This window comes from Streptomyces sp. WI03-4A, from assembly GCF_033792105.1.
GTDB lineage: Bacteria > Actinomycetota > Actinomycetes > Streptomycetales > Streptomycetaceae > Streptomyces > Streptomyces collinus_A.
The window spans coordinates 201143-226652 of sequence record NZ_JARAUO010000003.1; the positions used below are offsets into that span (position 1 = coordinate 201143).

Consider the following 25510-nt stretch of genomic DNA (forward strand, 5'->3'; position numbering starts at 1 on the left):
CCCGGAACTTGCCTCCCTTTCCCGCACTTGAACGACTTGATGGATCGTCTGCACGAGAAAGGGACGTGCGGACGAAACCATTAGTTCCGTTTCTGGCGATTGCGTGAAGTTCGCCACCTTCATGATCGCCGAAATCGGTTGTCGGCGGCCAAGTCGCGTCCCTTGCCAGAAGTTGGACGGCGTGCCCATCCACGCACATGGTCCAAATGGAGTACTGTTGCGAGCCCTGGGTCCGGTCCCCCACCAGGGTGTCCGCGGCCTCGCAGGACCGCCGGGAGGGGGCTAGTTGCACAGGGTGACGGAGTTTGTCACTTAGCGTTGCGAACAGGTAACCGTGCCATAACGGCGATCCAGGGCCCGTGCCCGACACGCCGGGCAACTCGGCAAGGTTGTGGCAGGCTGCACCCGGGCAGGCCACACTCGACTAGCGGAAGCAGCGACGCACGTGACGTCGGCAGGCACCACCCGGGAGGTCCCCATGCCCGAACTGCGTGTCGTGGCCGTCTCGAATGACGGCACACGGCTGGTGCTGAAGGCTGCCGATTCCACGGAGTACACGCTTCCGATCGACGAGCGCCTGCGCGCCGCCGTGCGCGGCGACCGCCCCCGCCTCGGCCAGATCGAGATCGAGGTGGAGAGCCATCTCCGCCCCCGTGACATCCAGGCGCGTATACGAGCCGGTGCCACCGCGGAAGAGGTCGCCCAGCTCGCCGGCATCCCCGTCGACCGGGTACGGCGCTTCGAGGGTCCGGTGCTGGCCGAACGCGCCTTCATGGCCGAGCGCGCCCGCAAGACGCCGGTCCGCCGCCCCGGTGAGAACGCGGGACCGCTGCTCGGCGAGGCCGTCCAGGAGCGGCTGCTGCTGCGCGGCGCCGAGAAGGACACCGTGCAGTGGGACTCCTGGCGCCGCGACGACGGCACCTGGGAGGTCCTCCTCGTCTACCTGGTCGCGGGCGAACCGCACTCGGCGAGCTGGACGTACGACCCGCCCCGGCGGCTCGTCCAGGCCGTGGACGACGAGGCCCGCTCGCTGATCGGCGAGTCCGACGACCTCGCCGTGGCGGAGCCGAGCTTCCCGTTCGTGCCGCGTATCGCCCGGCTGCCGCGCGACCGTCCGCTGGACCGCACGCTCGACCGCGTCGACCGGGAGCGCCCGAGCCTGCCGGCGCAGGCGTCCGAGCCCGCCGAGGAGAGCACGGGCGAACGCGACTCGCTGACCAGCCTGCTGGAGGCGGTGCCGAGCTTCCGGGGCGACCTGGTCGTGCCGGAACGGCCCGCCGAGGTCACGGAGGAGCCCGTCGAGGAGCCCGAGGCGGAGGAGCCGCCGGCGCCCGCGGCCTCGGCCGGCTCGGCCTACGCGGACGTCCTCATGCCGCGCTCGGTCGGCAGCCACCGCGACCGGCTCATCGGGTCCACCGACCGGCAGGCCGAAGCCGACGGCGTCCGCCCAGGCCGCCGTGCGGCGGTCCCGAGCTGGGACGAGATCGTGTTCGGCACCCGGCGCAAGAAGCAGGAGTAAACCGGACGTACGTCCGTCTGAAGGGCTGAAGGTCCAGGGAGGCGGGGGGCACGCGCGCGTGCCCCCCGCTTCCCCGTGCCCACCGTGCCTACTGCGGGTCGGGACCCACGGCGACCGGACGGGCCGGATCCGCCGACCACTCCGACCAGGAGCCCACGTAGAGCGCCGCCGGAAGGCCCGCCACCGCCAGGGCCAGCACCTCGTGGGCGCCCGAGACGCCCGAGCCGCAGTAGACGCCCACCGGCGCGTCCTCGGACACGCCCAGGGCCTTGAAGCGGTCCCGCAGGTCCGCCGCGGGCAGGAACCGGCCGTCCGGGCCCACGTTCTCGGTCGTCGGCGCCGACACCGCGCCCGGGATGTGCCCGCCGACCCGGTCGATCGGCTCCACCTCACCGCGGTACCGCTCCCCCGCGCGCGCGTCGAGCAGCACACCCGAGCGGGCCAGGGCGGCGGCCGCGTCCGCGTCCAGCAACCCGGCCGCGGCGGGCACCGGTTCGAAGTCGCCCTCGGCCGGGGTGACCGCCTCCGTCGACAACTCACCTCGCCAGGACGGCAACCCGCCGTCGAGGACCCGCACGTCCGGGTGACCCGTCCAGCGCAGCAGCCACCACGCGCGCGCCGCCGCCCAGCCCTGCCCGCCGTCGTAGACGACGACCGGCCGGCCCGACGACACGCCCGCGCGGCGCATGGCCGCGCCGAACTCCCCGAGGTCCGGCAGGGGATGGCGGCCGTGCTCCCCGGCGGCGGAGGCCAGCTCCCGGTCCAGGTCGACGAAGACCGCGCCGGGAAGATGCCCGGCCGCGTACTCGGCCCGGCCGTCGAAGGCGGGGGCGCCCGCCGCCTTCGCCGTGCTCAGCTGCCAGCGGACGTCCAGCAGGACCGGCGGGGCCTGTCCGGCCAGGTCCTCGGCGAGTTCGGTTGCGGTGATGATGGCTGTCATGACGTCCATCCTTACGCCAGGGGTGGCCGCGGCGTCCAGGTACGGCTACTCTGCTCGGCCGGACAGGCTCGATCACCAGGCGTACGGGATCGGGCACACGCTGTACATCTGTCGAACACCCGTCGGCCATCGTCGTGAAGCGGCGAAAGACGGCCGATCGGGCATCCTTCCGAAGACGGCACCGGGCGATCGGCGCGGCCCGGCGAGCAGCACCTCGGGGGATGTGAGTACCGGCACGGGCGTGCACGCGCAGCGGCACGCACCGTCCGGGAGCGGATGCGACACGGCCACCGCGAGGGGCCGGGGAGAGAGTGATCGATGACCGAGGCACGGGAGTCGGCCGGTCCACGCGCGCGTCGCGCGCCCGGCACACCCTGCTGGGTGAGCCTGATGGTGCACGGGCTGGCCGCGACCGAGGAGTTCTACGGGGCCCTGTTCGGCTGGGAGTTCCGGCCCGGACCGCAGCAGCTCGGCCCGTACGTGCGGGCGCTGCTGGACGGGCAGGACGTGGCGGGCATCGGCCGGCTGACGCCGGACCAGCGGCTGCCGGTCGCCTGGACGCCCTACTTCGCCTCGGACGACGTGGACCGGACGGCCGACCAGGTGCGGCTGTGCGGCGGCACGGTGGCGGTGGGACCGCTGGACGCGGCCGAGGCCGGGCGGATGGCCATCGCCTCCGACACCTCCGGCGCGGTGTTCGGCATCTGGCAGGGGGCGCCCCACCTCGGCGCGACACTCAGCGGGGTGCCGGGCACGCCCGCCTGGAACGAGCTGCTCACCTTCGAGACCGAGAGCGTCGCCAAGTTCTACGAGACGGTGTTCGGGTACGAGGAGGAGCCGGTGGTGTCCCCCGACTTCGACCATGTCGTCCTGGACCTCGGCGGCCGCCCGGTGGCCGGCCTGCACGGCGTGGGACACGCGCTGCCGCGCGACCGTGGTTCGCACTGGCTGACCTACTTCGAGGTCGCCGACGTCGACGAGACCCTGCGTCTGGTCGAGGCACTGGGCGGCCGGGTGCTCGGCCCGGCCCACGACAGCGAGCACGGCCGGGTCGCCGCGGTCGCGGACCCGGAGGGTGCGGTGTTCTCGGTGATCGAGAACCCGCACTGACCCGCTCGGCACCCCTATTCGCCGGCCAATGCCGCCTTCGCTTCATCGCCGTCCCAACCGACAGAGGTGCGCCAGATGACTTCGACCGTGAATACGTCACGGATGGCCTGGGCCGACCACGCCTCCGTCGGCGGTTCGGAGAGACAAATGTAGAGGCGGTCCGCCTTGGCGGGCAGGGTGTGCTCGATCTCGAGAAGACGGGCCGCCCCTGCACGGAGATCGGCGTGGGATGAACGATCGGCGCCGAGAACCTCGTAGAGCGAAAGCCCTTGGCCGGTCCGGCAACTGACGTCCACGAGCGCGGAGCTCTCGGGCTGCAGGTCGGCTCGCAGAAGAGCCGCCATCAATTCGAGACGCACCGCTTCGTGGGTCTTGCACTTCCGGTCGGCGGTGACAGCTTCTTCCAGGTGCTGGAGCATGCCTCCGGCCGGCTGGGTTGTCTGGGCGGCGGTGGACATGGAAGCAGGCTCCTTCACGGCGGGCTCAAGGGTCTGGGTGATGCCGGGCTGAGGCTCGGCTTCGGTGACTTCCGGCAGACGGGCTGCGTCTTCCGGGACGGCCACACGCTCGGTCAGGGTCTTCCGCGCGCTCGTCAGGGCGCAGGCCCAGCCGCTGCGGGCGAGTTCGGACTGGAACAGGTTCGGGTCGAAGGTCCCTGCCTTGAGGGCGAGGTTGGTGCTCACGGCGAGGTTCTGCAACCGACTGAGACTTGCTTTGTCGGGACTGCCGAGAACGCGCCACACATCCAGCCAGTCGTGCTGGTCGAGTTTCATGCAGCGGGTTGCCATGCCCTTGAGCTCCGAGACCCTGGCGCGGGCGTTCTCCGGGGGCGCAACGCGGGTCAGCTCCTCCATGACGGCTAGAGCGTCCACGTAGCGCCCGAGCATGGTCGGGGAGATCGGCAGACGGCCGAAGTCGTCGGCCGTGACGAAGGTGGCGTTCGGTGTCCGGCGCATCACCCACACGTCCAGCTCGGTCCCGATGGCCGGCGCTACGGCGTCCTTGCGCACGGCCACGTACAACGGGACCTCGGAGGCACCGTGAAGCGCCTCGGCCTTGTACCGGCCTCCGCTGATCGAGACCACCCGTACCCGGAGCTCTGCACCGATCTCAAGGGTGCCGGTCGTCTCTGCGCCCTGCGGGGGCGGGGTTGCGGACGGCTCAAGGTGGTCGTCGGCGCCGGCCAGCACCGCCGGAAGTGGAGTGGAGTGCATGATCGTGAGGCTCTGGGTGCTTCGGGTCAGGGCGATGTAGAGAAGCCGAAGACCGGCTGGGTCGTGGCCCGCGACTGCGGAGGGTTCTACGACGAGGACGTGGTCGAACTCCAGGCCTTTGGCCTGCGAAGCCGGAAGCACGGTGATGGCCTGGCGCTCGTCAGCTGTGATGCCGTCGACTTCGTCCAGTCGGCGTTCGATCTCACCGGCGGCCTCGTACTCGTCAGGGACGATGACAGCCACGGAACGCAGGAGGTTCTGCCCGTCGGTGGTGCCGGTCAAGTGGCGGATACGGGCGATCGTCTCGGCAACGAGTGATCCCGGTTCGGTTTCGACCAGTCGGACGGCGTCGTCACCGGCCGAACGGACGGCCTGCGGGTACGGCAGCGCGGGTGCGACGGCGCGGGCCAGCGGCGCGGCGAAGCGCATGATCTCGGCGGGGACGCGGTAGCTCGTGTTCAGTTCGGCAAGCCGGCAGTCTCCGTGGTCGGAGAGAAGCGTGCCCAGGCGGTCCCAGTCGGTGAAGGCGTGGGGGCCGGTGGCCTGGGCGAGGTCGCCGAGCACCGTCATGGAACCGCCGGCCGCGAGGCGGCGCCGCAGGGAACGGGCCTGCATGGGGGTCAGGTCCTGGGCCTCGTCGATGATGACGTGTCCGTAATGACGTGGGGTCTCACCCGTGATGAGGTATCGGAGCTCTTCGAGGCAGACGCGGTCGTCGAGCGTCCACGGCTCCTCGTCCGCCCTGGTCGCGCGCGGGCGTTGTAGGACGTACTGCTCGATATCCTCCAGGATGCCCTCGGCACAGGCTCGCAGCAGTTGCGGCGAGTCGTAGAGGGTGCGCAGGGCCTCCGCCGGGCCGGGCGACGGCCAGACACGCTCGATGAGGCGCTCCACGCGCCGGTTGCGCTCCAGTTCGCGACGGATCGTCTGGTCGCGACTGCGCCGTGGCGCGACGGCGACGAGTTCGCGCAGCAGCAGGTCGATGACGAGTCCGCGGAAACGGTCACGCCGTTCGCGGTAGGACCCTCCACCCTGCCGGACCTCCTCGAGGGCGGTGAGGATCTCCGAGCGGACCACACGAAGGGGCGTGCCGGCGGCGGTGACGACGAACGCGGGCTCGTCCCCCTCGAAGGAGGGTGGCGTGGTGAGGTCGTCGAGAGCTGCCGGTCGGTACTCGTTCTCGACGCGTCGCCGCAGCACAGCGGCCATGCGCTCGTCGGACTTCACCAGTCGCGTACGCGCACTGTCGGTGCCCCGGATGTCGCCGTCCCACAGGCGGGACAGCTGCACGGCATTGACGTCCCGGGTGCCGAGGGTGGGCAGAACCTGGCCGACGTATTCGAGGAACCGCTGGTGCGGGCCGATGACCAGGATGTCCCGCGCCTTGAAGTGGTCGTTGTTCACCAGCCACGTCACGCGGTGCAGACCGACCGCGGACTTACCCGTTCCCGGACCGCCCTGCACGACCAGGATCTCGGAGGGCGCCTCGGTGACGAGTGCCATCTGGTCGCGCCGGATCGTCTCGACGATGTCCCGCATGCGGCCGCTGCGCGAGCGCTGCAGGTCACGCAGCAGGAGGTCGTCCGGCTGCTGGGGCTTGCGCCGCTGGATGCGGGCGATATCGCCGGGGGTGAGACCGGGACGGCCGGGAGTCCCCTGCTCGGCCCTCTGGTCCCGACCGGCCGGCCGGTGCGCGACCGTGCCGGCGTCTTCCAGCGTCTCCGCACCGGTGTCCGGCGCGGTCACGGCGCTATCCGGGTGGGTGGGGACCGCGGCCGGGGACGTGGGCACGATGTCGTCGGCGTAATCGTCGACGACCCGCTGCGAGCAGATCAGCCGCCGGCGCAGCACCACGTCTCCCGGCGAATCCGGCGACGCGTCGAACCACTTCCGGGCCAGCCGGTTGGTCCACTCCACGACCACCCGATTGTGCTCGTCGTCAGAGACACCTCGGCGCCCGACGTACCAGGTCTCCATCCCTTCGTCTGGATCACTGACGTCGACGCGGCCGATGACCAGGCTCTCGTCGCCCAGACCGCCATAGGCGGCGGCCAGCTCCTGCGCCTTGATTAGGTTGGCGACGCTGTCCTTTCCACTGGCCGACGCCTTGGCGACAGATTTGCCGCTCATCTGCGCCAGCCGGGCCTCGTAGCAGTCGTAGGCGAAATCCACCCTCTTCTGCTCGGTGGCGATGACTTCCTCGTGCGCGCGTACTTCCACGTGCTCCCCTCCCTCACGGCTCTCAGGCCGCAGCGGACGCATGGCGTCCGCTCCCCTTCACAGAATTATCACGTGTGGTCAGTTGCCGTCTGCACCTTCCTGTTCTTGTCGGCACCATCCGGCGTTCCCCGTCGTATTGCGTCGGCGTTCACCTTCGTCGGCGTGTGTCCCCCGGCCTTCTGCTGAGGGAATTCCAGGCTCGTCGTCCCGCGTGCGGTGGTGAGCTCTCCGACGACCTCCCCGACGGCCGCCCGCCAGGCGCGCACCTGGGCGGGAGTCGGTCCCATTTCGTCGTGGTGGTACTTGCAGGCCGCGCTGAGCCGGCTCCACAGGGCGTTGACCCGGCGAGCGAGGTCGGGGGCGGTGTAGTGGCGCAGACAGAGCAGCTTCGCCCGCGTGCTGACCTCGTCGAGACCGGCTTCCCGGGCCGTGAGGGCCGTGTCGACGGCGGCTTCGAGCGCGATCCGGAGTGCGTAGGCCGCGCCGCGGTCCCGGCCTGCCGGGGTCAGCGGGCCGCCCAGGTTCGCGGAGAGGAGGCCGTCGGCGGTCGCGAGGAGTGCGGTGACGCTGTCGGTACCGGCGGGGGTGGCGGGCATCAGAGGTTCACCTCCGGCTTGCGGATCCGGTTGGCGAGGTCCTCTACCCTCCTGACGAAGGCGACCGGTTCCCCCGGGAGGAATCCGCCGGGGTGGGCGCCCTGCTGGCACTGGTGGATCAGGACCGTGCTCTCACTCCCGTACAGCGCGCGCAGACGGGTCCTGACCTCGTCGTCGGGGTGGACGCGGCCGTCGTCGAAGAGGGCGAAGGACGCGAGCGGGATGAGCCGGTCGGTGCTGTCGAGGGCGGCCTGGAGGGCGTCGGCGGACAGTCCCGTGCGACCACGGCGCAGCCATGCCGCCTCGACGATCGCCTTCGTCAGGGCCTCACGGCACAGTGCCGGCAGGACGTTGCGCAGGGCCCGGTCGGGGCAGTTCTCGGTCTTCGCGAGGGCCATGGCGTCGTCGATGGCCTCCTTGACCGGGTCGGTCTCCGACGTGACCCTGACCTGTGACTTCTCGCCGCGCTCCACCTTCAGCACGGTCACCGGCAGGCCCTGGCTGCGGAAGGCGTGCGGGAGCCGGGTGTCGTGGGTGAAGACGACGACCTGCCGGTCGCGGCCGAGTTCGTCGAGCACCTGAGCCAGTCCGTCGACCTTCGCCGGGTCCATGGACTGCACCGGGTCGTCGATGACGACGAAGCCGAAGGGACTGTCTGCCGTGGCGGCGCGGGGCAGGAACAGGGAGAGGGCCAGCGAGTGCAGCTCGCCCTGGCTCATGACGCCCAGGGCGGGAGCCTCGGTGTCGTCGACGGTCACGTCCATGATCAGCTTGCGAACATTGGCCCTCTCGGTGCCGTGCAGGCCGACGTGCTTGAGGTCGACGCTGCTCTGCTGGCGCAGCTTCTCCCAGATCCGCTGCGTGTGCCCGGCGAAGGCGTTCAGTCTCAGGTCTCGGATCTCGGTCGTGAGGTTCTTGATCCAGGTGTGGGCGGCGTTGGCCGCCGTCTTGCGCGGCTTGGCGGCAACGACCTCGCGGTGGAGCGTCGTCCACTCGGCCAGCAGGCCGACCACCTCACGCCAGCGTTCGTCCAGCGCCGCCAGTTCCGCACGCGCCGCCCGGGCCACGACGTCGCACGCGTCCGCCAGCGTCACCGCCGCCCGCAGCGCCCGCTCGGCGAGCTCGGCGGGTTCCGTGATCCGCCGGCACTCGCCCCACTCCTGCCACGGGCCGGTGAGCGCGGCCGGGAACTCCCGCGGCACATGCACCAGATCATGCAGTGCGCGCATCCCGTCCCGCACTCCGGCCTCTGCCTTCCGCACGGCCTCGGCCTCCTGCAGGAGAGCGGCGACCTCCGCCTCGGCGCGCCTGGTCCACTCCCGGTCCAGGACCTGCTCCGTGCCGCAGACCGGGCAGGCCATCTCGTCGGCGTGACGATCGCTGTGCCGCAGAGCCGCCTGGAGCAGCCCGGCCCGGCTGTGGGCGTCGGCGGCCGCCGTCCCCTTCAGATCCTCGGCGTCGGCCATTGCACGCCGCAGCGCATCGACGGCGGCACCCACCCGGTCGAGGTCGGGGCCCTGGGCGTCGGCCTCCAGCCGCGCCTCGCGCAGCCGGCCTTCATCGGCCTTGGGGACGCCGCTGATCAGGGCGTCGAGTACGGCGTAGTCGGGGCCGCCCTTCTCGTCCATCGCCATCAGGGCCCTGAGCGCCCGGTCGTCGTGCCCGGCGTTCTCCAGGGCCGCGTGTAGGAGCGGCTTCTTCTCCTTCTCGGCCCTCTGGACGTCCTCGAGTTCCTTCTTGACGGCCGCCAGCCGTCGGGCGGCGGCGTTGAGGTGGTCGAGTCCGAGGATCGCGGCGACGTTGTCGTACATCTCGGACGGCTTGCCGTTGATCATGTTGCCGAGGTCGGCGTACGACAGGAACGGACGGTGGGCGCGCATCGCCTGCTCCCAGCCGGACTGCTCCAGCGGTACGACGCCCTGTCCCGGCCGCTTCAGCACGGCCCGGGAGTCGGTGAAGGCGTCGCCGGTCCAGGTACGGGTGAGGGTGCTCGGCGACGGATCGCCCTCTACGGCCAGCTTGGCCTCGACGGCGGTCGTCTCACCGTGGTGCAGGTTGCGCCAGCGGACGGCGTGGCTCGGGTGTCCTCCGGCGCAGTGGGCATTGGTCCCGGTGAACAGGGTCTCGATCGCCTCGGCGAAGCTCGACTTGCCGGACCCGTTGCGCCCGACGACGAGGGTGACCCCCGGCTTCGGCCGCAGGTTCAGCCGCGACTGGGATCCGACACCGCGGAAGCCGGTGACCGTGACCTTCCCCAGGTAGACGGGGCCGGCCGCGGTGCCGGCAGGGCTCTCGGCGCCCTCGGAGCCGCCGAGCGCCTCGCGGACGAGGGCCTTCGCGGCGACGCTGAGCTTCGTGTCGGCGGCCAGCCGGGCCTCGACGAGGTCGGGCAGCGGCAGGGCGTGGGTGGGGTCCGGTTCCATCGCGTCCATGTGGTGTCTCCCGTGGTTTCCGTACTGGTGCGGAAGGGGTGAGCACCGACAGGCCGGGTGCGGTGGGGCCGCCGGTGCCTGTCGACGGATGGAACCGTAGGAGCGGGCTGGGCTGCACGCGTATGGAGCAGTCGATAACCCGTGTTAGCAGCGCGGTTGACGCTGTGACGCCGCGAACACGTACTCCGCCCAGACGGTCTTGCCCGGACCGTCCGGGCGCGGGTGCCAGTCCCAGCGGGCGGCGAGCTGCGATACGAGAAGCAGTCCCCGGCCGGCCTCTTCCTCGGTGTCGGCTGCGCCCTGCGGAACGCCGGGGCGACGGGGAAGGCGTTCGCCGCGGGTGTCGGTGACCTCGACACGCAAGACGCGGTCGTGGGGCGGGGCGTGGAGGCGCAGGTGGAAGTCCCGGCCGGGGACGTGTCCGTGCCGCACGGCGTTCGCGGTGAGCTCAGCGACGATCAGTACGACCGCGTCGTGCGCGTCGGTGCCGTACGGGATCCCCCACCCGTCCAGACGTACGGCTGCGAGGCGGCGGGCGAGGCGGGCTCCGCGGGGTGTGGAGGTGAAGCGCATCTCGAAGGTGTGCTCCGGGGGCGAGGTGCTGGTGGCGCCGGGGCTTAAGAGGGCGTGTGGGATGGTGGGTTGGGCGGTGGCGGTGCGATTGGTGGGTTTTGCCGTCATGCCGATCACAGTGCCGTTGGTCGCGTAGCGTAACCAGCGGTGACGCAGCGACAGAGCGCGGCTGTACGCGCGGTGTCGGGGCTCGTAGGCGCTGTGCGCCGTAACGGCTTTCCCTGCGGGGGCGTTGGGTCGAGGAGGCGGTGATGACGGACATGGCTGAGCGCGAGGACGCGGAGGCGGAGACCGGGGCGGTCGTGAGTCTCGGAGACGGCTGGGACAACGACGACGGGGCCGGACGGCGCCCGGAGGACGAGGCCGGGCGCGGAGTCGTGGTCGCGTTCGGGCAGACCCTGAAGACGCTGCGGCTGCGGGAGGGCCTGGAACGCGAGGAGTTCGGGCGGCGGCTCGGTTACTCGGCCTCCACGGTGGCGGCGTTCGAGCAGGGGCGGAGGATTCCGTCACCCCGGGCGATCGAGCGCGCGGACGAGGTTCTGGGGGCGGGCGGGTTGCTGTGCCTGTGGAAGGACCAGGTGGAGCGGGCTCAGTATCCGGTGTTCTTCCAGGGGATGGCGGCGTTGGAGAAGGAGTGCCTTGAGCTCCTCATGTACGACACTCACGTCGTCAACGGGCTGCTCCAGACTGAGGAGTACATGAGGGCGCTGCTCGCCATGCGGCGTCCGCCGCTGGACCCAGAAACGGTCGAGCAGCGGGTGACCGCTCGGCTGGCTCGGCAGGACATCTTCGATCGACGGTCCGCTCCTCTGTTGAGCTTCGTGATGGACGAGGCGGTCTTGCGGCATCGCTACGGCGGCGAGGGCGTACTGCGCGGACAGCTGGAGCTCATTCTCCTCGTCGGTCAGAAGCAGAATGTCGAGATCCAGGTCATGCCGACCGAATGCGAGGAAAACGCAGGCGTGAACGGACCCTTCACAGTCGTCACCCGCAAGGACGGCAAGAAGTTCGTGTACGCCGAGACACACGCGACCAGTGCTCTTGAGACCGACCCGGAACAGACGGCTCTCGCCTCCGCCCGCTATGGGATCATCCGATCACAGGCTCTCAGTCCGCGAGAGTCGACGAAGTTCATCGAAGGGTTGCTGGGGGCGCTATGAACAACGCTGAGTCCTCGACCGCAGCATCCGGGCTCGCCTGGTTCAAGAGCAGCTACAGCGGGACCGAGGGCGGTCAGTGTGTAGAGGTCGCGCCGGATACCGCAGTCGTGTACGTCCGTGACTCCAAGGCCGTCGCGGGGCCCATCCTCTCGGTCTCGTGTGAGGCATGGGCAGGGTTCGTCGGCCTGGCCTCGTCGGAGCGGGGCGTCTGACGCGGGTACGGTCGTGAGGGCCCTGCCGACCTCACTCTCGGTCGACAGGGCCCTCGTTGTACCCGTTGTGCTGATCCCAAGTGGCGCCTACTGGGTACCGAGCCAACTTTCGAACAACATGAGGTCTTCGCCCACGGCTCCCAGCGAGGAAGGACTGCTCTCGTACTGCTCCGAGAGCGCCACTTCATAGACTTTGTACGCCGGTTCCGCCTCCTTGCCGGCAGCATCGATGGCCGCGAGCTCCTCGAGCGTTTCCTTGCTGTTCCCGTTCTCGGCGCTGGTCACAAGCCTGGGACAGAGGTCCTCGGCGATGTACTCGCACAGCTCCATGAGGTGCCGCCCCGCGCGGGTCGCCCGGTCTTGGATGGCCTCCGTTCGCGCTTCGTGAAGGGCATCCTCAAGGTCGGCCTCGTCACCTTCGTCGCACCAGATCTGCCGTGCGGACTCCTCTCGTTCCTTGAGTTCCATTTCGGAGTCACGCCACAGTTCTTCCAGGGTGAGGGTCGGGTGCGCTACCTCTTCGGCCGACAACTCTGGCAACGACTCGATCGCTGCCGGATCCGGGAGTGTTACGCCGTCTCGAAGCGCTTGGAGCAAGAGAACCTGGCGAACTATGGGGAGCAGGCTGTCGCCGTCAGTGGCTCCGCGGATTTCGTACGCTGCTCGCTGCACTGCTGAGTAGTCGCAGTCCGCGACGTATCCGTCCAGCTCGAACCCGAGCTCAGAGACGGTGGATGAAATTTGGCGGATCTCGTCGAGCAGTTCCTCACAGGTATCCGAGAGGCGGTCGGCGATCTGGTGCGCCTCCTCCGCCTCACGTACTTGCCCCTCCAGCCTGGCGACAAGCTCGGTTAGCTCACTCACAGCATCCCCCCTCGGGCTCAAGCGATCTCGAATCTTGGCTCAGTTGTCCGGCATGCCATTCTGGGACCACTCGTTGGCGAAGTGCTCCATCTGGCGGAGGACCAGGTCGATGGCCTCCTTCTGCTGGTCCGGCGGGTACTTGTTGCGGGCCAGGAGGCGTTTGATGGTGCTGCGCAGGCGGGCGCGGACGGACTCGCGGGCGATCCAGTCGGGCTTGAGCTGGCGACGGACCTCGGTGACGAGTTCGCGAGCGATGCCGGCCAGGACTTCGTCGCCCATGAGCGAGCGGGCCGTGCCGTGGTCGGCGACGGCGTCGTAGAAGGCGAGCTCACGCCAGTTCAGCGGCGGTTCGAACTTCTCGCCGCGCCGGGCGTCGGCAGCGACCTCCTTGGCCATCTCCACCAGCTTCGCGATGAGTTCGGCGCTGGTGTACTGCTGGCGCATGTACCGCACCATCAGGTCCTGGAGGCGCTCGGAGAACGTGGTCTGCCGGACGATGTTGTGCCGGGTGACCTCGCGCATCTTCCGCTCGACGAGCCGCCGCAGCGCCTCGGCCGCCAGGTGCGGGGTATCGCTGTTCTGGAGCTGGGCGACGAGGGCGTCGTTCAGGTGGGTCAGGTCGGCGGTTTCAAGGCCCGCCTCGGCGAACAGGTCCGTCACACCGCCCGTCTCCACGACCGACGAGGTGAGCTGGGCGAGGTACAGCTCGATGTCACGGGCCACCGGGAGGCCGCGCGCCTCCCGCTCCATGGCGTCCAGCTTGGCCATGTAGGCGCGGACCTCGGCGAAGAACTGGATGTGCCGCTTCCAGGCCGGCTTGTCCGCGAACCGGTTCCCCACCTCCTTCGAGCTGCCGGCCAGTGCCCAGAAGCGCTCCAGGCGGTAGGCGTGGTCGCGGAAGCGACGGCCCAGGGTCTGGCGCGGGTCGTTGAGCAGGTCGGGGTTGTTGCCGGTGGTGCGGGGGTCGCGCAGGTAGTTGGCCGTCTTCAGGGCCGCGTCGACGAACGCGCGGGGGCCGGGACGGTCGAGCAGCGGCTCCCAGGCGAAGCCGCGCAGGATGCCGGTGAGGACGTCGTACTCGTTGCGCAGCTCGTCCAGCGCGCGCTCGACGTCCTGGCCGAGGGTGCGGTCGCGCTGATCCGCCTCCGTGTACTCGGCGATGGCCTTCTGCAGGTTCTCCGTCAGCGGGGCGTAGCCGACGAGGAGACCGTCCTCCTTGCCGCGGAAGCGACGGTTGACGCGGGCCAGTGCCTGCATCAGGTTGGCGCCCTTGAGCGGCCGGTCCAGGTACATGGTGTGGATCGGCGGGGCGTCGAAGCCGGTCAGCAGCATGTTGTTGACGATGAGCAGTTCAAGCTCGTCGTCGGGGTCCTTGGCCCGGTTGATGACCGACTTGCGGCGACTGTCGGTCAGGGCATGAGCGAGCAGCGCGTCGCTGTCCTTGCGGGTGTTCGAAGAGAAGACGATCTTCATCGTTCCCTTGTCGAACTCGTCGCTGTGCCACTCGGGCCGCAGCTCGCGCAGCGCGTCGTAGACGCGTACGCAGATCTCGCGGGTAGCGCACACCACCATGGCCTTGCCGGGCGCCCCGCCCGACTCCGAAGCACCGACGAACGGCCGCATGCGCTCCCGGCGGGCCTCCCAGTGCTCCACCAGGTCGGCGGCCAGGTCCCTTATCCGGGCCGGCGCGCCGTACATCGCGTTCATCGTCGCCACGGCCTGCTCGACGCGGCGGCGCTCGGTGTCGTCGAGGCCGTCGGTGATGCGGTCGGCCTCTTCGTCGATGGTGGTCGGGTCGACGTCGCGGTCCAGGACAAGCTGGATCACGCGGCTCTCGTGGTAGACCTTCACGGTCGCGCCGTCGTCGGCGGCCCGCTTGAGGTCGTAGACGTCGATGTAGTCGCCGAACACCTCGCGGGTGTTGCGGTCGGCCTCGGAGATCGGCGTGCCGGTGAAGGCGAGCAGGGTGGCGTGCGGGAGCGCGTCGCGCAGGTGGCGGGCGAGGCCGTTGAGGTCGTCGTAGTGGCTGCGGTGCGCCTCGTCGACGATCACGACGATGTTCCGGCGGTCGGAGAGCATCGGGTGGTCGGTGCCCGACTCCCGCTCCTCCTTCGTCTTGCCGAACTTCTGGAGCGTGGTGAAGAGGATCCCTCCCGTCCTCTTCGCCGCGAGCTCCTCCCGGAGTTCGGCGCGGGTGACGACCTGCTTGGGCATCTCCGGGAGGATCTCACTCTCCTGGAACGTCGAGTAGAGCTGGTCGTCGAGATCCGTACGGTCGGTGACGACCACAACCGTGGGGTTCAGCAGCGCCGGGTCTCGCATCACCATGGTGGTGGTGAGGACCATCTCCTCCGACTTGCCGGAACCCTGGGTGTGCCAGACGACGCCGGCCTTGCCGTCACTGGCGGCGGCCGTACGGACGGCCTCGGCGGCGCGGGTCACCGCGTGGTACTGGTGCGGTTTCGCGATCCGCTTCATCCGCTTCGACGGGACGAAGTTGACGCACGACTGGACCAGTTCGAGGAAGCGGGGCTGGTTGAACAGGCCGTGGATCGCCAGGTTCTGTCCGGACTCCGCGAAGCCGTCCGCGGTCAGCGGGTCGACGCGGGCGCCGAACTCGTCCGTGTTCCAGGGGGCGAAGTGCTCGTACGGCGTGAACGGCGTGCCGTACTTCGCGGTGATGCCGTCGGAGAGCAGGACGATCGTGTTGTGGCGGAAGGCGGTCGGGAACTCCTCGACGTACCGCGCCACCTGGGCGTGGGCCGTCTGGAGCGTCGCGTCCTCGTCGCCGGCGCGCTTCAGCTCCACGACGGCGAGGGGCAGGCCGTTGACGTAGAGGACGACGTCGAAGCGGCGGTTCTTGTCGCCGTCGATCACCGTGACTTGGTTGAGGGCGCGGTAGGTGTTCGCGTCCGGGTCGGCCAGGTCGAGGAGGCGGATCGTGGGGTTGTGCTCGGCGCCGAAGGAGTCGGTATAGGTGACGGACCGTATACCGGCGGTGAGGTGGCGGTGCGCGGCCCTGTTCTCCTCGTAGGTGTCCTGGGAGCCGGGGGTGGCGGCGATCGCAATGGCATCCCGGACGGCGTCCGGAGGCAGCTCCGGGTTCAGACGCTCGATCGCCTCCTGGAGGTGCGGGTAGAGGATGAGGTCGTCCCAGGACTTCCGGTGCCCGGACCCGGGCGCGAACTCGTTGCCGGAGCCCGGCAGCCACTCCAACTCGGACAGCTCATCGAGGGCGAGGGCCTCCCAGTCGGCTTCGGTGGGGCGGCGGTCGGTTCTGTCGTCGTGGTCGTTTCCGTCGTGATGCGTCGTCACGTGGCGTCCTCGACAATCTTCTCGGCGTCCTTGACGCGGAGGCGGCCGGACATGAGCTGAGGGAGGAGGGTGTCGCGAAGCTGAGCCAGCTGGCGGCTCTCAGGCCCGGCCACGGCCTCTCGCCGGGCGAGTGCCTCCAGTTGGGCAGTGACGCGCCCGTGGTCGGATGCGGCCGGGACGGTGACATCCGTGGCCATCAGCGAGTCGACACGAATGAAAGGCTGTGCGCTGCCGGAGCGATGCGGCGCCATGTCCACCGTGTCCAGCGCATGCCTCAGCAGTAGGGCATCGCGCGAATCCTTGGGGATGATCGCTGATGCATTGTTGTTCACCCATGCCGGAGAATTCGACCACCGAACGCTTCCGCAATTACTCCCGATCCTCGCGAGGACGGCGAATCTGCCTTCGTAGAGACATGCCGAATGCCAGCCCATAACACTGTTGGAGCCGTACACCGCATAGGGGCCGCCTGCCGCGTACGCATCCTTCGACAGGTATTTTCCGGGCTTATGGACAGCGAGCTCGCTCAGCGGGACCGTCCGGCTCCCAGGACTCACCGTGGCTTGCTGGAACAACGCACCGGCGAGGTCCCGGCAGGTGCCGACGATGCGCTCATTGACAGCAACCTTGTCGTCCAGTGCCCCTAGGAGGCTTCCGGCGCGCTGCTGCACCTCAAGAGAGGGATTCGGGATTCTGAATTCTTTGATCACACGCACGCTGAGATTCTGCTGCGCTGCCCCGTTCGCGAGCCCCTTCAACTCTTCCCGCGAATTCAAAAGGGCGTAGAAAAGAAACCTCGGATCAGCCGCTCCAGGTTTGACAACAAGGGCACAGCAAGCTTGGTTACAGGCCATTGGACGACCCAGCACACCCAGCTTTCCGGCCGTGGCCCCATACATGGCTACCAAGATCGTCCCTGCGGGGAGGAGCTTCGCCGAAGATTCCTGGATCGCCTGCGCTGAAATGTGTTCAGCCGCGTCCTCCAGCCGACCGTCATTCAATTCCTGAGTCTTGACCCAGGGAATCCCTTTGGGTGTGTAATAGGCCGGATTCGAGCGCCTTGGCGTTCCACCGCTGGTGACAGCACTACACAGTTCGGAAACCGTTGCACGAGGCCAGATCATGCGCCGACACCTCGCATGTGCTCCCGCACCTTCTTCTCCAGCTCCGCCGACTCGCCGAAGAGCTCATACAGCTCCTGCGTCAGCTTGCTGATTCGCTCGGCAACAGCCCCCGCGTCCTCCTCCTCCGCCTCGACGGCGCCCACGTACCGCCCCGGCGTCAGCACGTACCCATGCTCGCGGACCGTCTTCAGGTCCGCCGAGCAGCAAAAGCCGGGGACGTCTTCATACGCCGCCCCCGCCTCACGCGCCGACGCCGTGCCGCGCCACGCGTGGTAGGCGTCGGCGATCCTTCTGACGTCGGCCTCCACGAAGACGCGTTCCGTGCGGTCGGCCATCTCGCCCAGCCCCCGAGCGTCGATGAACAGAATCTCGCCACGTCGGTCATCCAACCGCCGTACGCCCTGCGGGGACTTGTCCTTGGACAGGAACCACAGGCACGCCGGAATCTGCGTCGTGCGGAAGAGCTGCGACGGCAACGCCACCATGCACGCCACCAGGTCCGCCTCCACCAGCGTCTGCCTGATCTCGCCCTCCCCGCTGGACTGAGAGCTCATCGAGCCGTTGGCCAGGACGATGCCGGCCGTGCCCCTCTCCCCCAGCTTCGAGATCATGTGCTGCAGCCAGGCATAGTTGGCGTTGTTCCTCGGCGGGACCCCATGCTTCCAGCGCGGGTCGGTCTCGTCCCTCGCCCAGTCCTTGATGTTGAAGGGCGGGTTGGCCATCACGAAGTCGGCCTTGAGGTCGGGGTGCTTGTCGTCGGCGAAGGTGTCACCCCAGCGGGCGGCGAGGTTGCCGTCGATGCCGTGGATGGCGAGGTTCATCTTGGCCAGGCGCCAGGTGCGCTCGTTCAGCTCCTGGCCGTACACCGCGATGTCGGCCTTGTGGCCCTTGCCCCGGTGCGCCTCGATGAACTTGGCGGCCTGGACGAACATGCCCCCCGAGCCGCACGCCGGGTCGTACACCCGGCCCTCGTACGGCTCAAGGATCTCCACGATCAGCTGGACGACCGACCGCGGGGTGTAGAACTCGCCGCCCCGCTTGCCCTCCGCCCGCGCGAAGTTGCCGAGGAAGTACTCGTAAACCTCACCCAGCAGGTCCTGAGCAGGCCGCCCCTCGCTGCCACCGAAACGCGCGTCGCTGATGAGGTCGACGAGTTCACCCAGGCGCTTCTGGTCGACGCGGTCCTGGTTGAAGATCTTGGGGAGGACGCCGGTGAGCGCCGCGTTCTCCCGCATGATGGCGTCCATCGCCTCGTCCAGGAGCTTGCCGACGCCCTGGGCCTTGGCGTTGGCGGCGATCCAGGACCAGCGGGCGGTCTCCGGGACCCAGAAGACATGGGCGCCGGTGTACTCGTCGCGGTCCTCCAGGAAGTCTGCGATCTGGTCCTCGGAGATGCCGTCCTCGGCGAGCTCCTTGGCCAGCTCGGTGCGGCGCTCCTCGAAGGCGTCCGAGACGTACTTCAGGAAGATCAGGCCGAGGACGAACTCCTTGTACTGGGCAGCGTCGATGGAGCCGCGGAGCTTGTCGGCCGCCTTCCAGAGGATGTCCTGGATCTCCTTGGCGGTGGAGGCGGTGAACAGCTCCGCCTGGTCGGCGGGCTTCTTGCGTGGAGGCATCGGGTGGACCGTCTCCTTCAGTGGGCGTCGGTGTTCGGGAGGTGCTGGATGGTGAGCGTGCCGTCGGCCATGCCGGCCGCCATCACGCGGGCGAGGTCGTCGAGCGCGGCGGTCTGCTCGCGCAGCAGGGCCGCCCGGGACTCGATCTCGGCGAGGACGGCCTCGTAGCGGTCGGCCTCGGCACGGCTCAGGTCGGGGACGACGAGGTCCTCGATGCTGCGGGAGGCGCGCACGGCTCCGCCGGCGCGGGCGTGCTCGGCTGCCGCCGCGCGCAGCAGCGCGGCCAGCACCCGGGGCCGCAGCGGCGGGTCGGCATCGGGGTGGACGCGCAGGATGCGGGCCGGGGCGGCGACCAGGGAGAGGCCCTCCGTGTCGACGTGGACGCCGAATCGCGGGTGGGTGGTGACCACGAGGTCGCCCGGTTCGGTGAACTGGGCGTGCTCGTAGGCGGTGAGCAGTAAACCGCGATCGATGCGGCGGCCGCCGATGCGGGCCGTGCCGAGGATCTCCTCGGGGGTGAGGACCGTGTAGTGACCGTCGGAGGTGAGGTGTTCGGGGTCGAACCGGTGGCCGGGGCGGCGGCGCAGGCGGCGGGTGCGCAGGAGCCGGTCGACGGTGGTGCGGCGTACCGGCTGGTCCTCTGAGCGCAGCTCCGCCTGGGCGTCCAGCCGGAGTTCGCGGGTGCGGGCGCGCTCCTGGAGGTCGCTCAGGTGGCCCTGCAGATCGGCGATGACCGCCGGGCGTTCGACGACGGTGCGGGTGTGGCGGGAGGCGAGCGTGCGGTGCTGCGGGGTGAGAGCGGCGCCGGGGGCGTCGTCGAGGTCGGTGCCGCGGACGATGGCGGCGTGGCGTGGTTCGTGACGCGGGTCGGGCGTCCAGCCGGAGGCGCGCCAGATGGCGATGTCCTCGGCGAGGGTGTCGAGGACGGGTTCGCTGAGGGGCTGGGAGGAGTAGTCGGCGAGGAGGACGAGGCCGGTGCGCTGCTCCTCCCGCACTCGGGCGAGGACCCAGATGGCCGTGCGGTAGCCGGGGCGGTAGGCGTAGGCGCCGTCGGGCAGGCTGATCGCGGCCTTGAGCAGGCCGGGCTTCAGGAAGGAGCGGCGCAGCCGGTCGGCGTCGCCGTGCCGGGCGAGCGGGCCGGTGAGGACGTCGGCGGGGCCGAGGACGACGGCGGTGGAGCCGGTGTCGAGGTAGTCGGTGAGGGCGGCGACCTGGTCCAGGACGGCCTTGGGGTCGCGGGTCTCGGCGGCCTCGTAGGGCAGGGCGCAGACGAGGAGGTTCGGGTAGCCCCACTCGTCGGCGGTCAGTTCCTCGCCGTCGGCGACGTCCAGTCGGAACTCGTACACCCCGCGTACCAGCATCCGCCGGCGCACGAGCCGCACACGGGCCGGGTCCGGGTCGGCGGCGAGGTGGATGTGGCCCGAGTCCTCGGCCGCGCGGTCGTGGAGGGCGGCCAGGAGGTCGCCGGTGCGGGCGTGCGGGACGGCGACGACCGCGCCCTCGTCGAGGGTGTCGACGCCGGAGAGGGCGGCGAGGGCGCGGACCACGGCCGGGACGGGCTCGTCGGCGGCCAGGTCGCGGGAGCCGAGGCGGTGGCGGGCCTGGAGGATCCAGTCGAAGGCCTCGGCGGGGTTGTAGGCGGCGTCGATCAGCTCGTCGGCGAGGTGGGCGAGTGCCGGGCCGGTGCGGTCCGGATCGGGGAGGGCTCGCAGCTCGGAGACGAGGAAGCGGTCGTCCGGGTCGAGTTCGGCGGCCCGCTCCAGGGTGGTGTCCCAGGGGCGGCCGTCGGCGGCGGGGGCGTCGAGCTGCTGATGGAGGCAGACCAGGGCGGTCAGGGCACCGATCAGGACGGGCGCTGGCAGGGACGGGGTGCGCCAGGCGGCCAGCGTGTGCAGGGCCAGCTCGGCGCGGAGCCGGCGGGGGTCGGTGTTGCCGCGGCCGGTCGAGGCGAGCCAGTCGACGACCGCACGGGCGTCGAACAGGGGACGCCCGTCCTCCTGCGTGACCGGGGCGGGAAAGTCGGGGTGGCGGCGGGCCCAGGTGGTGGGCACCGGGCGCTGGACCTGGGCGAGTGCGGCGATCTCGGCGTACGTCATCCGCCAGGCCGGGGTTTCGGGCAGGATGGGCGACGTCTGTGAGGGTGCCGGAACGGCGGTGTGCGTCGTCAACGGACGTGCCCCCCTCTCCCCTGGCGTCCTGAGGCCGGCGTTAACCGCCTCCGCGCCTCGCGGCCCGCCCCTCGGTGAGGCAGGTGTCAGCAATCTACCGCTGATCAAGGAAGCGTGGCACAGCCCGCTTGATAATACGGGTTATCAGTGATTCCTAGCGACGCGATTTGGGACGGCGGGCACCTTGAGGTCGCCAAGCGCCGCAACGCCGACCGAAGGATCACCGCCATGAGCCACACGCCCTCGATGCCGCCCAGCAGCCCGCAGCCCTCCGGCGCCGGCGGCGGACCCGGCTGGAGCGCCGCGCCGTCGGTGCCGTCGGCCGGGGGCTGGCAGGTCCCCGCCGGCCCGCCCACGGGACCGAAGCCGTCGCGCCGCAAGGCGTGGCTGACCCACGGTGCGACCGCGTTCGTCGCGCTCCTGGTCGGCGCCGGCATCGGCGGCAACGGGGACTCCGGCGGTACGGGCGACTCCGCCGATCCCGCCCCGGCCGTCACCGTCACCAAGACCGCGGCCCCTGCCCACGACAAGCCGAAGCCGAAGGTCACGGTCACGGCGAAGGTCACCGTCAAGCCGAAGCCGGCCAAGAAGTCCGGGCCTGCCACCACGGTCGGGGGCGAGGGCCAGTACCTCGTCGGGGAGGACATGCAGCCGGGCACGTACAAGACCGCCGGGCCCGACAAGGACAGCATCATCGAGAACTGCTACTGGGCCCGCACCAAGGACGCCTCCGGGGAGTTCGGCGCGATCATCGCCAACGAGAACCTCCAGGGGCAGGGCCGCGTGACGGTCAACAAGGGCGAGTACTTCGAGACCAAGGGCTGCCAGAAGTGGGCCAAGGTCGGCTGACCGGCCCCCGCACACGCCGCCGCGCTCGTGGGGGGACGCGGCGGACTCGGTGGGGCGGCCCGGTCCCGGGCCGCCCCATCACCTTCCTCCTTGTCTCCGACTCCGTCACCCGCCCTTTTTGAACAGGAGGAACCGCCGATGGGCCGTCGCTCTCCGCTCGCCCACGCACCCCGCCCCACCGCTCGGGGGCGTCACCAGGTGCACTTCGACAGCTCGGTCAAGGCCGTCGGCCTGGCGCCGATCGTCGTCGCCACCGACGCCTCCGTCGCCGCCGACAAGGTGGGCACCGGCTACCTCGCCACCACCGGCGAGACCGGACTGCGCGCCCACCTCTACCCGCAGTACCTCACCACTCCCCGGGTCCGCGTGGTCGTCAGCGAGCTCCGGGCCGTGTACTGGGGCTTGCGACGGATCCTCGCAGCACACTCTGGCCTGCCGGTCGAGGTGCGCGTCGACAACCTCGACGCCCTCGACCTCCTGCACGAGTGGCAGAACGGCGGTGACCGGATGCCCGACGGCTACGAGACCCGGCTGCGCTCGCGAGGCCGGCAGGCCAGCCTCGTCAAGCTGCAGATGTACGCGGAGTACACGCCCGGCCTGACCTTCGTCCACGAGAAGGCTCACGTCGGCAACCCGCTCAACGAGGCCGCCGACTCCCTGGCCAAGCTCGGTCTGCGCTCCCTGAACGGCATGGTTCCGGCGACCGAGATACCCCGGCTGGTCCCGCTGTGGGCGAGCGGGGCGCTGGCCGAGTACCGATGCGGCCGGAGCCGAGGCTGAGCCCCGCCTTCCCCCGCCGCTCACTCCTTCCGTCCCACCTCCCTGCCTTTCGAACCGAGAGGAAGTCCAGCAATGTCCGTCCCCGAACAGCAGGCGCACACCCCCAACCCAACCATGGCCCCCGAGCCGGTCCAGGAGGCGGCCGAGGCGCCGGCCCCCACGTCCGCCGAACCGGTACCCGCCCTGCCCGACCACCCGCCCACCTCGCTCGTTCCGTCCGCCTCCCGCTGGTCGCGGCTGTCGCGCGGGACCGTCCTGGCAATCGGCGCCGGCATCGGGGCCGTCGTGGTGGGAGCCTGCTGGGCTGGGTTGTCGCTGGCCGGTAACGCGGAAGAAACGTTCAGCACCGACGGGACGCTCACCGTCAACGGAATCGGCTCAGGGCTCGGCTCCGGCGACCCGTGCTCCGGAACGGACGGCTACTCCGACATCGACTTCGGCACCCAGGTCAGCGTCACCGACGCCGCCGGAACCCTCGTCGCCAAGGGCAGTCTGGGCCTCGGCCAGGCGACGGAGCTGGGCTGCGAGTTCCCCTTCACGGTCGACGACATCACGCCGGGCTCGAAGTTCTACACGGTCGAGGTCTCCCACCGAGGTGGTCTCACCCAGACCGAGGACGAACTGCGTGCGGGCGGCCTCGCGTTCACCCTCGGTGACTGAGCGGCCGAACCACTCGGGACAACCGCTCAGCGCTTCGTCCTTCTCCGCGCATCCCCACCTCTTTCGCAACTTGTGACTGGACGATGTACTTCACACACATGTCGGTTGGCAGGCCGTCGCGGGCCCGGCGATCACAGTCGAAATGGAGACCCTTAGTGAGCACTTACGTCGACCCACTCGTCGATGGTGCGACCCCGATGAGCGAGTACGAGAGGCAGGTATGGGACAAGCTCAACGAGCACTGGCAGCGCCGCAGCGACCGCCGTGGGTTGCCGAACTGGGCGAGCACCGCGCTCAGTCGCACCGGTGAGGTCGCGGGAAACGCGGCGCGGCGAGTCAAGGACGCTGTGCCGGAGGCGGTCGCGGAGCCTGTCCGTCGCGCAGGTGACGCGGTCGCCGACACGGCCCTGCGACCGGCGCTCGCAGGCGCGGCAGCGTTGCTCGAGCTGGTCAACGACAAGGCCATGGATCTCAACGACCCGAAGAGCGTGGAGGAGCTCGCCCGCAATCAGGGTCTCGACATCGACAGTTTCACCGACCTGAGGCAGCAGGACCTCAAGGTCTGCGACCGGCTGCTGACCCGCAACACCCTCAAGTGGCGGACCACCGGTGCGGTCGAAGGCGGCGCCATGGGCCTGCTGGCCCTGGTGCCCGTCGCCGGTATCCCCGCCGCGATGACAGCGGACATCCTCGTCGTCCAGGTCCTGAGCACGTCGATAGCAGCGCGCATCGCGTACTCCTACGGCTACGACGCCAAGGATCCCGAAGAGCAGGAGTTCATCCAGCGCCTGGTACAGCGGTCCTTCATGGCACAGGCAGCCAAGGCCAAGCCGTTGCGTGACACCGCACGGGCTGCGAATGCGATCAAAGGACGCATAAGGTGGTCGGACAAACTTCGCCAAGACCACCGCCTCCTGGCCGCCCTTGAGAAGCTGATGCAGCAGCTGGGCCCGGCCGGCTCCAGGGTTCCGGTCAAGAACGTCGCCAAGGTAGTGCCGGTCGTGGGAATCCTCATCGGTGCCGGTATGAATTCCGCGGTCCTCGGCAGGGTCGCCGCCGACGCCCAGCGGTACTGCCAGACCCGCTTCCTGTGCGACAAGTACGGGATGCCGCTGCCGACCGCACTGGCGACCGACCGAGACGACGGCCTCCAGACCGACGCCACGTAACCGATGGCCGCCGGGTCCGCGATACGACCTCTGCGGGTGCCCGCGCCCCGTCAGGTCATCCGCGGAATAGGCCATGCCTCGGCCATGTTGCCGCGAGCATGACGACAAATGCGCCACGGCCCGAGGTGCTGCGCTACACAGCCTTCTCCAGTGACCCCGCCGGCGGTAACCCGGCCGGCGTCGTGCTGGACGCCGGCGGTCTGGACGACGGTGACATGCTGGCCATCGCCGCCGAGCTCGGGTACTCGGAGTCCGCGTTCCTGACCGCGCCCCCGGAAGGCTTCGGCGGGCCGGAGGGGCGGGCGTACGGCATCCGTTACTTCAGTCCCAAGGCCGAGGTGCCGTTCTGCGGGCACGCCACTGTCGCGACCGCCGTCGCGCTTGCCGAGCGGATCGGCCCCGGGGAGCTCGTGTTCGCGACGCGCGCCGGAACCGTGCCGGTGGAGGTGACCGAGGAGGGCGGAACGGTCAGGGCCACGCTCACCAGTGTCGAGCCGCACGTCGAGGAGCTCGCCGGTGCCGACCTCGCGGAGGCGCTCGCCGCGCTCGGCTGGCCGGCAGCCGACCTCGACCCGGCCTTCCCGCCCCGGATCGCGTTCGCCGGCGCCCGCCATCTCGTTCTCGCGGCGGCGACCCGCGCCCGCCTTGCGGACCTCGCGTACGACTTCGCGCGCCTAGAAGCGCTGATGCACCGCCTGGACCTGACCACCGTGCAGTTGGTGTGGCGGGAGTCGGCCGCCGTCTTCCACGTCCGTGACCCGTTCCCCGTCGGTGGCGTCGTCGAGGACCCCGCGACCGGCGCGGCGGCCGCCGCGTTCGGCGCGTACGCCCGTGAGCTGCGCTTGGTTCCCGAGGACGCCGTCCTCACCCTGCACCAGGGCGAGGACCTGGGCCGCCCCGGCGAGCTCACGGTCACGCTGCGCGCGGGCGACCCACGCGTCCGGGTCGGAGGCGCGGGGGCTCGCATCGGCTGACGCGCCGGCGAGGAG

The 25510-nt window shown here is 70.0% G+C and carries 19 protein-coding genes; 9 read left to right on the forward strand and 10 right to left on the reverse strand.

Annotated elements, in window-relative coordinates; translation table 11 throughout:
- Nucleotides 1-478: 478 nt before the first annotated feature.
- Nucleotides 479-1519, forward strand: a complete 1041-nt coding sequence (gene sepH, locus PV343_RS05785) for a septation protein SepH (protein ID WP_319145673.1) — start codon at nt 479-481, stop codon at nt 1517-1519.
- Between the two features lie 88 nt (nt 1520-1607).
- Here sepH and PV343_RS05790 read toward each other — a convergent pair whose 3' ends face one another.
- Complete coding sequence (locus tag PV343_RS05790) at nt 1608-2459, reverse strand: sulfurtransferase (RefSeq protein WP_319145674.1); 852 nt, start codon at nt 2457-2459, stop codon at nt 1608-1610.
- Between the two features lie 318 nt (nt 2460-2777).
- On the opposite strand from PV343_RS05790, the gene PV343_RS05795 reads away from it, so the two are divergent.
- A complete protein-coding gene (locus tag PV343_RS05795) occupies nt 2778-3569 on the forward strand; it encodes a VOC family protein (RefSeq protein ID WP_319145675.1) in 792 nt (263 codons plus the stop codon).
- Between the two features lie 14 nt (nt 3570-3583).
- Here the strand turns inward: PV343_RS05795 and PV343_RS05800 are convergent, their stop codons facing one another.
- The 4 genes from PV343_RS05800 to PV343_RS05815 all read right to left on the reverse strand — a co-directional run bounded on the left by PV343_RS05800 (nt 3584) and on the right by PV343_RS05815 (nt 10712).
- On the reverse strand, nt 3584-7003 hold the full coding sequence (locus tag PV343_RS05800; protein WP_415923455.1) for a HelD family protein: 3420 nt from the start codon (nt 7001-7003) through the stop codon (nt 3584-3586).
- Nucleotides 7004-7071: 68 nt separating this feature from the next.
- Nucleotides 7072-7599 carry a hypothetical protein gene (locus PV343_RS05805; protein WP_319145676.1) on the reverse strand — a complete coding sequence of 176 codons (528 nt, stop codon included), beginning with the start codon at nt 7597-7599 and terminating at the stop codon, nt 7072-7074.
- Nucleotides 7599-10031, reverse strand: a complete 2433-nt coding sequence (locus PV343_RS05810; protein WP_319145677.1) for an AAA family ATPase — start codon at nt 10029-10031, stop codon at nt 7599-7601. The genes PV343_RS05805 and PV343_RS05810 overlap by 1 nt, the downstream gene beginning before the upstream one ends.
- A gap of 144 nt (nt 10032-10175) precedes the next feature.
- Entirely contained in the window at nt 10176-10712 is a 537-nt protein-coding gene (locus PV343_RS05815; RefSeq protein ID WP_319145678.1) for an ATP-binding protein, read from the reverse strand.
- 152 nt (nt 10713-10864) lie between these two features.
- On the opposite strand from PV343_RS05815, the gene PV343_RS05820 reads away from it, so the two are divergent.
- Together PV343_RS05820 and PV343_RS05825 are read left to right on the forward strand one after the other, a co-directional pair.
- A complete protein-coding gene (locus PV343_RS05820; RefSeq protein WP_415923457.1) occupies nt 10865-11764 on the forward strand; it encodes a helix-turn-helix domain-containing protein in 900 nt (299 codons plus the stop codon).
- On the forward strand, nt 11761-11976 hold the full coding sequence (locus PV343_RS05825; RefSeq protein ID WP_319145680.1) for a DUF397 domain-containing protein: 216 nt from the start codon (nt 11761-11763) through the stop codon (nt 11974-11976). Before PV343_RS05820 ends, PV343_RS05825 begins: the two co-directional genes overlap by 4 nt.
- A gap of 87 nt (nt 11977-12063) precedes the next feature.
- Here PV343_RS05825 and PV343_RS05830 read toward each other — a convergent pair whose 3' ends face one another.
- Genes PV343_RS05830 through PV343_RS05850 form a run of 5 tightly spaced genes read right to left on the reverse strand, consistent with a single transcriptional unit; the run spans nt 12064 to nt 21063 of the window.
- On the reverse strand, nt 12064-12840 hold the full coding sequence (locus tag PV343_RS05830; RefSeq protein ID WP_319145681.1) for a hypothetical protein: 777 nt from the start codon (nt 12838-12840) through the stop codon (nt 12064-12066).
- A gap of 39 nt (nt 12841-12879) precedes the next feature.
- A complete protein-coding gene (locus PV343_RS05835; RefSeq protein ID WP_319145682.1) occupies nt 12880-16155 on the reverse strand; it encodes a type I restriction endonuclease subunit R in 3276 nt (1091 codons plus the stop codon).
- Nucleotides 16152-17279, reverse strand: coding sequence for a restriction endonuclease subunit S (locus PV343_RS05840; protein ID WP_319145683.1), 1128 nt, complete (start codon nt 17277-17279; stop codon nt 16152-16154). Before PV343_RS05840 ends, PV343_RS05835 begins: the two co-directional genes overlap by 4 nt.
- On the reverse strand, nt 17276-18895 hold the full coding sequence (locus PV343_RS05845; protein ID WP_319145684.1) for a class I SAM-dependent DNA methyltransferase: 1620 nt from the start codon (nt 18893-18895) through the stop codon (nt 17276-17278). The genes PV343_RS05840 and PV343_RS05845 overlap by 4 nt, the downstream gene beginning before the upstream one ends.
- A gap of 17 nt (nt 18896-18912) precedes the next feature.
- Nucleotides 18913-21063, reverse strand: a complete 2151-nt coding sequence (locus tag PV343_RS05850; RefSeq protein WP_319145685.1) for a hypothetical protein — start codon at nt 21061-21063, stop codon at nt 18913-18915.
- Between the two features lie 228 nt (nt 21064-21291).
- Here PV343_RS05850 and PV343_RS05855 point away from each other — a divergent pair, with 228 nt between their 5' ends.
- From PV343_RS05855 to PV343_RS05875, 5 genes are all read left to right on the forward strand, one after another.
- The gene (locus PV343_RS05855) at nt 21292-21912 is read left to right on the forward strand and encodes a hypothetical protein (protein ID WP_319145686.1); all 621 of its coding nucleotides are present in this window, start codon (nt 21292-21294) and stop codon (nt 21910-21912) included.
- A 138-nt stretch (nt 21913-22050) separates the two neighbouring features.
- On the forward strand, nt 22051-22692 hold the full coding sequence (locus tag PV343_RS05860; RefSeq protein ID WP_319145688.1) for a hypothetical protein: 642 nt from the start codon (nt 22051-22053) through the stop codon (nt 22690-22692).
- 72 nt (nt 22693-22764) lie between these two features.
- Nucleotides 22765-23352, forward strand: coding sequence for a hypothetical protein (locus PV343_RS05865; protein WP_319145689.1), 588 nt, complete (start codon nt 22765-22767; stop codon nt 23350-23352).
- Nucleotides 23353-23549: 197 nt separating this feature from the next.
- On the forward strand, nt 23550-24521 hold the full coding sequence (locus PV343_RS05870) for an EcsC family protein (RefSeq protein WP_319145690.1): 972 nt from the start codon (nt 23550-23552) through the stop codon (nt 24519-24521).
- A gap of 98 nt (nt 24522-24619) precedes the next feature.
- The gene (locus PV343_RS05875) at nt 24620-25495 is read left to right on the forward strand and encodes a PhzF family phenazine biosynthesis isomerase (RefSeq protein ID WP_319145691.1); all 876 of its coding nucleotides are present in this window, start codon (nt 24620-24622) and stop codon (nt 25493-25495) included.
- The last annotated feature ends 15 nt before the right edge of the window (nt 25496-25510 follow it).

What these genes read in the sequence shown, in the direction of transcription:
- PV343_RS05825 (WP_319145680.1), top strand. Translation starts at nt 11,761, where the DNA reads ATGAACAACGCTGAGTCCTCGACCGCAGCATCCGGGCTCGCCTGGTTC.
- PV343_RS05810 (WP_319145677.1), bottom strand. Translation starts at nt 10,031, where the DNA reads ATGGACGCGATGGAACCGGACCCCACCCACGCCCTGCCGCTGCCCGAC.
- sepH (WP_319145673.1), top strand. Translation starts at nt 479, where the DNA reads ATGCCCGAACTGCGTGTCGTGGCCGTCTCGAATGACGGCACACGGCTG.
- PV343_RS05790 (WP_319145674.1), bottom strand. Translation starts at nt 2,459, where the DNA reads ATGACAGCCATCATCACCGCAACCGAACTCGCCGAGGACCTGGCCGGA.
- PV343_RS05840 (WP_319145683.1), bottom strand. Translation starts at nt 17,279, where the DNA reads ATGATCTGGCCTCGTGCAACGGTTTCCGAACTGTGTAGTGCTGTCACC.
- PV343_RS05855 (WP_319145686.1), top strand. Translation starts at nt 21,292, where the DNA reads ATGAGCCACACGCCCTCGATGCCGCCCAGCAGCCCGCAGCCCTCCGGC.
- PV343_RS05815 (WP_319145678.1), bottom strand. Translation starts at nt 10,712, where the DNA reads ATGACGGCAAAACCCACCAATCGCACCGCCACCGCCCAACCCACCATC.
- PV343_RS05795 (WP_319145675.1), top strand. Translation starts at nt 2,778, where the DNA reads ATGACCGAGGCACGGGAGTCGGCCGGTCCACGCGCGCGTCGCGCGCCC.
- PV343_RS05805 (WP_319145676.1), bottom strand. Translation starts at nt 7,599, where the DNA reads ATGCCCGCCACCCCCGCCGGTACCGACAGCGTCACCGCACTCCTCGCG.
- PV343_RS05870 (WP_319145690.1), top strand. Translation starts at nt 23,550, where the DNA reads ATGAGCGAGTACGAGAGGCAGGTATGGGACAAGCTCAACGAGCACTGG.
- PV343_RS05820 (WP_415923457.1), top strand. Translation starts at nt 10,865, where the DNA reads ATGGCTGAGCGCGAGGACGCGGAGGCGGAGACCGGGGCGGTCGTGAGT.
- PV343_RS05865 (WP_319145689.1), top strand. Translation starts at nt 22,765, where the DNA reads ATGTCCGTCCCCGAACAGCAGGCGCACACCCCCAACCCAACCATGGCC.
- PV343_RS05845 (WP_319145684.1), bottom strand. Translation starts at nt 18,895, where the DNA reads ATGCCTCCACGCAAGAAGCCCGCCGACCAGGCGGAGCTGTTCACCGCC.
- PV343_RS05875 (WP_319145691.1), top strand. Translation starts at nt 24,620, where the DNA reads ATGACGACAAATGCGCCACGGCCCGAGGTGCTGCGCTACACAGCCTTC.
- PV343_RS05860 (WP_319145688.1), top strand. Translation starts at nt 22,051, where the DNA reads ATGGGCCGTCGCTCTCCGCTCGCCCACGCACCCCGCCCCACCGCTCGG.